This is a genomic window from Tistlia sp. (assembly GCF_040905785.1).
Lineage (GTDB): Bacteria > Pseudomonadota > Alphaproteobacteria > Kiloniellales > DSM-21159 > Tistlia.
The window spans coordinates 1-6,830 of sequence record NZ_JBBDQW010000045.1 but is presented as its reverse complement, the minus strand read 5'-3'; the positions used below and the strand labels follow the sequence as shown (position 1 = coordinate 6,830).

The 6,830-nt window shown below is 73.5% G+C and carries 5 protein-coding genes and 1 pseudogene; 3 read left to right on the top strand and 3 right to left on the bottom strand.

The window, feature by feature from the left end:
- Positions 1-82 precede the first annotated feature (82 nt).
- The 3 genes from WD341_RS10620 (at position 83) to WD341_RS10610 (ending at position 4,312) form a co-directional block, all read left to right on the top strand.
- Positions 83-1,243 carry an acyl-CoA dehydrogenase family protein gene (locus tag WD341_RS10620; protein ID WP_368425425.1) on the top strand — a complete coding sequence of 387 codons (1,161 nt, stop codon included), beginning with the start codon at positions 83-85 and terminating at the stop codon, positions 1,241-1,243.
- A 5-nt stretch (positions 1,244-1,248) separates the two neighbouring features.
- On the top strand, positions 1,249-3,384 hold the full coding sequence (locus tag WD341_RS10615) for an acetate--CoA ligase family protein (RefSeq protein WP_368425424.1): 2,136 nt from the start codon (positions 1,249-1,251) through the stop codon (positions 3,382-3,384).
- A gap of 142 nt (positions 3,385-3,526) precedes the next feature.
- Entirely contained in the window at positions 3,527-4,312 is a 786-nt protein-coding gene (locus WD341_RS10610) for a carnitinyl-CoA dehydratase (RefSeq protein ID WP_368425423.1), read from the top strand.
- Between the two features lie 107 nt (positions 4,313-4,419).
- Here WD341_RS10610 and WD341_RS10605 read toward each other — a convergent pair.
- From WD341_RS10605 to WD341_RS10595, 3 genes and pseudogenes are all read right to left on the bottom strand, one after another.
- Positions 4,420-4,743, bottom strand: a pseudogene (locus WD341_RS10605) (endonuclease domain-containing protein); the annotation flags it as partial.
- A 185-nt stretch (positions 4,744-4,928) separates the two neighbouring features.
- Positions 4,929-6,134, bottom strand: a complete 1,206-nt coding sequence (gene metZ / locus WD341_RS10600) for an O-succinylhomoserine sulfhydrylase (protein ID WP_368425422.1) — start codon at positions 6,132-6,134, stop codon at positions 4,929-4,931.
- Positions 6,135-6,148: 14 nt separating this feature from the next.
- Positions 6,149-6,586 (bottom strand): rhodanese-like domain-containing protein, encoded by a 438-nt coding sequence (locus WD341_RS10595; RefSeq protein WP_368425421.1) that lies wholly within the window; start codon positions 6,584-6,586, stop codon positions 6,149-6,151.
- Positions 6,587-6,830: the final 244 nt, after the last annotated feature.

The window sequence follows — 6,830 nt, the reverse complement described above, 5'->3', positions numbered from 1 at the left end:
TCGCGCTTCACCCTGAGCTTGTCGAAGGGCGAAGCGCGTAGCAGCACCAGCTGCGGCCGGCGAGAGCGAAGGGAGCGACGTGATGGATTTCGGGCTGAGCGACGAGCAGCGCATGGTGGTCGAGACGGTGCGCGACTTCGTCGAGAGGGAGCTCTATCCGCTCGAGGCCGAGGTCGAGCGCGACGGCGAGCTGCCGCTCGAAACCGGCCGCGCGATCCAGCGCAAGGTCCTCGACCTCGGCTTCTACGCGCCGAACATCCCCGAGGAGTTCGGCGGCGGCGGCCTCGACCACCAGACCTTCGCGCTGCTCGAGCGCGAGCTCGGCCGCACCGCCATGGCGCTCTCGGTCTGGTGGGGCCGGCCCTCCAACATCCTCTGCGCCTGCAGCCCGGAGCAGCGCGAGCGCTACCTGCTGCCGGCGGTGCGCGGCGAGAAGCTCGACGCCCTGGCCCTGACCGAGCCCGACGCCGGCTCCGACCTGCGCGGCATGAAGGCCTTCGCCCGGCGCGACGGCGACGACTTCCTGCTGAGCGGCACCAAGCACTTCATCAGCCACGCCGACGTCGCCGACTTCGTCATCGTCTTCGCGGCGACCGGCGAGGACCAGACCCCCAAGGGCCCGCGCAAGCGCATCACCGCCTTCCTGGTCGACCGCGGCACGCCGGGCTTCGAGATCCGTCCCGGCTACCGCTCGGTCAGCCACCGCGGCTACCACAACTCCATCCTGTCCTTCGACGAGTGCCGGCTGCCGGCGGCGCAGGTCCTGGGCGAGGTCGACCGCGGCTTCGAGGTCGCCAACACCTGGCTCGGCGCGACCCGCGTCACGGTCGCCGCCATGTGCGTCGGCCGCGCGCGCCGCGCCCTCGACCTGGCCCTGCAGTGGGCGGCCAGCCGCAAGCAGTTCGGCCAGGCCATCGGCAAGTTCCAGGGCGTCTCCTTCAAGCTCGCCGACATGGCGACCGAGATCGACGCCGCCGACTACCTGACCTTGGCCGCCGCCTGGCAGCTCGACCAGGGCCTCGACGCCAACCGCGCGATCGCCCAGGCCAAGCTCTACGCCTCCGAGATGCTGGCGCGCGTCACCGACGAGACCCTGCAGATCTACGGCGGCATGGGCCTGATGGACGAGCTGCCGGTCGAGCGGCTGTGGCGCGACGCGCGGGTCGAGCGGATCTGGGACGGCACCAGCGAGATCCAGCGCCACATCATCTCGCGCGACCTGCTGCGCCCGCTGGAGTCGTGACGAGCATGCCCGACGACGGAACCGCGCCGGTGGCGCCAGCGGCCGATCCCCACGCAGGCGCGCTCGAACCGCAGGCAGGCGCACTGGGCCGCCTGCTGCGGCCGGCCTCGATCGCCGTGATCGGCGGCGCCGAGGCCGAGATGGTCATCCGCCAGTGCCGCAAGACGGGCTATGCCGGCAAGCTCTGGGCGGTCAATCCGAAGCGGCAGGAGATGCTCGGCGTGCCCTGCGTCGCCTCCGTCGAGGCACTGCCAGAGGCTCCGGACGCCGCCTTCGTCGCGGTCAACCGCCACCGCACCCTCGAGGTCGTCGAGGCGCTGGCGGCCCTGGGCGCCGGCGGCGCCGTCGCCTACGCCTCGGGCTTCAAGGAGGCCGGCGGCGAGGGTATCGAGCTGCAGCGCCGCCTGGTCGAGGCCAGCGGCGCCTTGCCGGTGATCGGCCCGAACTGCTACGGCCTGATCAACTACCTCGACGGCGCGCTGCTCTGGCCCGACCAGCACGGCGGCCAACGCTGCGAGCGCGGCGTCGCCATCGTCAGCCAGTCGGGCAACATCTCGATCAACTTCACCATGAACCGGCGCGGCCTGCCGATCGGCTACCTGCTGTCGCTCGGCAATCAGGCCAAGATCGGCGTCGCCGCGGCCGTCGAGGCGCTGATCGACGACCCGCGGGTCAGCGCCGTCGGCCTGCACATCGAGGGCCTGGACGAGCCGACGCGCCTCGCCCGCGTCGCCGAGCGCGCCCGGCAGCGGGGCGTGCCGCTGGTCGCGCTCAAGGCCGGCCGCTCCGAGGCCGGCAAGCGCCTGGCGCTCAGCCACACCGCCTCCCTGGCCGGCGAGGACGCCGTCGTCGACGCCTTCCTGCGCCGCCTCGGCATCGCCCGCGTGCACTCGATCCCGGCCTTCCTGGAGACGCTCAAGCTGCTCCACGTCCACGGCGCGCTGCCCGGCCGCGCCATCGCGTCGCTGTCCTGCTCGGGCGGCGAGGCCTCGCTGATCGCCGACGCCGCCGAGCAGCGGCGCGTCGAGTTCCGGCCGCTGGCGCCGGCCGAGCGCGCGGCCGTGCGGGCGACGCTCAGCGACCTGGTGGCGATCGACAACCCGCTCGACTACCACACCTTCGTCTGGGCCGACCGGGCGCGCAGCGCCGCCGTCTTCTCGGCGATGCTGGACTGCAGCTTCGACCTCACCCTGCTGATCCTAGACCTGCCGCGCGCCGACCGCTGCGACCCCGCCGACTGGGACGTGACCTTGGAGGCCCTGATCGACGCCGCGCACGCCACCGGCCGCCCCGCCGGCCTGGTCGCGACCATGGGCGAGCTGCTGCCCGAGGCGGTCGCAGAGCGCCTGATCGCCGAGGGCATCGTGCCCCTGGCCGGCCTCGACGAGGCGCTGGTCGCGGTCGAGGCCGCCGCCGACATCGGCGACGCCTGGCGGCGGGCGGCCGAGGGCGGCCGGCCGCCGCTGCTACCCTTCGCGCCGGCCGGCGAGGGGCCGGTGACGACCCTCTCCGAGTGGGACTCCAAGCTGGCCCTGCAGGGCGCCGGGCTGCCGGTGCCGCCGGGGCGCCGGGTCGCCGAGGTCGAGGCGGCGGTGGCCGCCGCCGAGGCGCTCGGCTATCCGGTCGTGCTCAAGGCGACCGGCGCCGACCTGGCCCACAAGAGCGAGCTCGGCGCGGTGCGCCTCGGCCTTGCCGACGCCGCCGCGGTGCGCGCGGCCGCGGCCGACCTGCTGCCGCTCGGCGAGGCCCTGCTGGTCGAGGCCATGGTCGGCGGCGCGCTGGCCGAGCTGATCGTCGGCGTCCGGCACGACCCGCAGCTCGGCCTGTTCCTGCTGGTCGGCTCCGGCGGCATCCTGGTCGAGCTGATCGCCGACCGCGCGCTGCTGATGCTGCCCGCCGGCACGGCCGAGATCGAGGCCGCGGTCCGCTCGCTCAAGGTCATGCGCCTGATCGAGGGCCACCGTGGCCGCCCGGCCGGCGACCTCGCCGCCCTGGTCGCCGCGGTCCAGGCCGTGCAGCGCTACGCTGTCGCCGAGGCCCACCGCCTGGTCGAGCTCGACGTCAACCCGGTCCTGGTCCTGCCCGAGGGCCGGGGCGCCGTCGCCGTCGACGCCCTGGTCCGGCTGCGGGAGGAGGGGTAGACGCTCCCTCGCGCTTCGCCTTTCGACAGGCTCAGGGTGAAGCGCGACCTGGAAGCCGGCACCCGGCCTGCCGTCGCTTCATGGTGAGCCTGTCGAACCATGCAGGCGCGAGGACCGCGCCGCAGCCAGGAGGAACCCGCGAATGACCGACTCCCCGATCCACACAGAGCGCCGCGGCAAGGTCCTCGAGGTGACGCTGAACCGGCCGCCGGCCAACGCCATCGACGCCGCGACCAGCCGGCTGATGGGCGAGGTCTTTGCCGGGTTCCGCGACGACCCCGAACTGCGCGTCGCCATCGTCACCGGCGCCGGCGAGAAGTTCTTCTGCCCGGGCTGGGACCTCAAGGCCGCCGCCGCCGGCGAGGCCGCCGACAGCGACTACGGCGTCGGCGGCTTCGGCGGCCTGCAGGAGCTGCCGGGCCTCGACAAGCCGGTCATCGCCGCGGTCAACGGCATGGCGGTCGGCGGCGGCTTCGAGCTGGCGATCTCGGCCGACCTGATCCTGGCCGCCGAGCAGGCGCGCTTCGCCCTGCCGGAGATCAACGTCGGTGTCTTCGCCGACGCCGCGACCCTGAAGCTGCACCGCCTGATCCCCTACCACGTCGCCCTGGACATGCTGCTGACCGGCCGCTGGATGGCGGCGGAGGAGGCGCACCGCTGGGGCCTGGTCAGCGAGGTCCTGCCGGCCGACCGCCTGCTGGCGCGCGCCCGCGAGCTCGCCGACCTGCTGGCCGACGGCCCGCCGCTGGTCTTCGCCGCGATCAAGGAGACGATCCGTATGACCCGCCACCTGCCGGTCCAGGAGGGCTTCGACATGATGCGCCGCAAGGAGCTCCCGGCGGTCGAGGCCGTCAACCGCTCCGAGGACCAGCTCGAGGGCACCCGCGCCTTCGCCGAGAAGCGCAAGCCGGTCTGGAAGGGACGGTAGCCTGCGGGCGCTGCCTCTCCCCCTTGGGGAGAGGCCGAAACCCGCTTTCGCGGGTTTCGGGTGAGGGGCCGGGCCCGGCCCCCGATCTCCCGCCCAAGCGCCTCCAGGATCGCTGCCACGACGCCCTCCGTGTTGCCGAGCACTTCGTGGTTCCAGAAGCGCAGGACGCGGTAGCCCCGGGCCTCGAGGTAGCGCGTCCGCCGTGCGTCGGCCGCCGCGCCGGCGACGTGCTGCCCGCCGTCGAGCTCGACGACGAGGTGTCGGAGCGGGCAGAGGAAGTCGACGACGTAGGGGCCGATCGAATGCTGGCGCCGGAACTTGAAGCCGCCGAGCTGGGCGGCGCGCAGGCGGTGCCACAAGCGCCTTTCCGCCTCGGTCCCGTCGCGGCGCAGACGGCGGGCAAGCTCGGTGCGGCGTGGCGTCTTGACCATGGCCTTCAGGTCCGTGCCGGCCCCTCACCCGGATCGGCTGCGCCGCTCCGACCTCTCCCCGAGGGGGAGAGGTATTCTACGCCTCGGATGCCCGCCGCCCTACCTCTCCCCCCTCGGGGAGAGGTGGTCGAAACCCGCTCTTGCGGGTTTCGGGTGAGGGGCCGGTCTCCGGCCGCCGGGTCTCGTCATCCGCCGGCGGCTGCCGCCAGGGCCTGCTCGAGGTCCGCGATCAGGTCCTTGGGGTCCTCGAGGCCGGCCGAGAGGCGCACGAAGCCGTCGGTGATGCCGGTGGCGGCGCGCTCGGCCTCGGGCATGGAGCGGTGGGTCGTGGTCGCCGGGTGGGTGATCAGGGACTTGGCGTCGCCGAGGTTGTTCGAGATGTCGACTAGCTGGAGGCCGTCGAGCAGGCGGAAGGCGGCGGCTTTCCCGCCCCTGACCTCGAAGGAGACGACGGTGCCGAAGTCCTCGAGCAGGCGCTCGGCGAGCGCGTGCTGCGGGTGGCTGGCGAGACCGGGGTAGACGACGCGGGCGACCGCGGGATGGGCCTCCAGGGCCCGAGCCAGGGTCATGGCGGTGCGGCATTGGCGCTCGACGCGCAGCTCCAGGGTCTCCAAGCCCTTGAGCAGGGTCCAGGCGTTGTAGGGGCTGAGCGCCGGGCCGGCGTGGCGCACGAAGGGCAGCAGCCGGTCGTCGTAGAACTTGCGCGAGCAGAGGATCGCGCCGCCCAGGCAGCGGCCCTGGCCGTCGATGTGCTTGGTGCCGGAATAGACCGAGATGTCGGCGCCGTGCTCGAGCGGGCGCAGCAGCAGCGGCGTCGAGAAGACGTTGTCGGCGACCGTGACCGCGCCGGCGGCCTTGGCCAGCTTGACGATCGCCGGCAGGTCGAGGACCTCCAGGGTCGGGTTCGAGATGGTCTCGAAGAAGGCGACCTTGGCGCTGCCCTTGGCGTCCGGGGCGAGCGCGCGCTGCCACTGCGCCAGGTCGGTGCCGTCGACCAGCCGGGTCTCGATGCCGAAGCGCGGCAGGATCTGCGTCACGATCTGGTAGCAGGAGCCGAACAGCGCCCGCGAGGCGACCAGGCGGTCGCCCGCGGAGAGCTGGCAGGCCAGGGCCGAGAAGACCGCGGCCATGCCGCTGGCCGTGGCGAAGCAGGCCTCGGCGCCCTCGAGGTCGGCCATGCGCGCCTCGAACATGGCGACCGTCGGGTTGCCGTAGCGCGAGTAGACGTAGCCCTCGGCCTCGCCCTTGAAGCGGGCCTCGGCCTGGGCGGCGCTCTCGTAGACGAAGCCGGAGGTCAGATAGAGCGCCTCGCAGGTCTCGCCGTGGTGGGAGCGCTCGAGGCCGCTGCGCACCAGGCGGGTCGCGCGGCCCTGCTTGGGCGTGTCGGTCATGGCGTGCCCGATCCTCAGCCCTGGACCCAGGGCAGGCCGGCGGCGCGCCAGCCGGCGAGGCTGTTGCGGTGGCCCTCGGCGTCCTTGGGCCCCTCGAAGCCGTCCGAGACGTTCCAGCAGGGGCCGTAGCCGGCCGCGGTCAGGGCGATCGCCGCCTCGCGCGAGCGCTGGCCGGAGCGGCACAGCAGCAGCAGCGGCCGGCCGGTCCCGACGCCGGCCTCGGCGACCGCCTCGAGGAAGCGCTGGTTCGGCAGCATGCCCGGCCAGGTCTTCCAGGAGACGAAGGCGACCCGGCCGCCGAGCGCCGCCGGGTCGGGCCGGCCGACGTACTCCCACTCCGGCGCGCTGCGCACGTCGAGGAGCAGGGCCTCCGGCTCGCGCTCGAGCAGGGCGTGGGCGGCGCGGGACTCGAGGTCGCCGGCGTAGCCCTCGGCGGGATCGGACTGGGTCATCGGCCTGCTCCTTGCTCCCGGGGTCCGGCTGCCCGGCACGGTCGGACCGCAAGCCGTCGCGCGACCCGCCGCCGTCGCTTCCAGTACGGCAGAGCCCGACCGGCGGGTCAATTCGTCAGATCGTGTGCCGTGCGGTCCGGGCGCTCACGTCCCTCGACAGGCTCGGGACGAAGCATCCTCCCGCACCTGCTTCCGCTTCGTCCCGAGCCTTGTATGGGGCTTTCTATGTCAATGGCTCCTGCTT

Coding starts and splice junctions, on each gene's coding strand:
- WD341_RS10620 (WP_368425425.1), top strand. CDS start 83: ATGGATTTCGGGCTGAGCGACGAGCAGCGCATGGTGGTCGAGACGGTG.
- WD341_RS10615 (WP_368425424.1), top strand. CDS start 1,249: ATGCCCGACGACGGAACCGCGCCGGTGGCGCCAGCGGCCGATCCCCAC.
- WD341_RS10610 (WP_368425423.1), top strand. CDS start 3,527: ATGACCGACTCCCCGATCCACACAGAGCGCCGCGGCAAGGTCCTCGAG.
- metZ (WP_368425422.1), bottom strand. CDS start 6,134: ATGACCGACACGCCCAAGCAGGGCCGCGCGACCCGCCTGGTGCGCAGC.
- WD341_RS10595 (WP_368425421.1), bottom strand. CDS start 6,586: ATGACCCAGTCCGATCCCGCCGAGGGCTACGCCGGCGACCTCGAGTCC.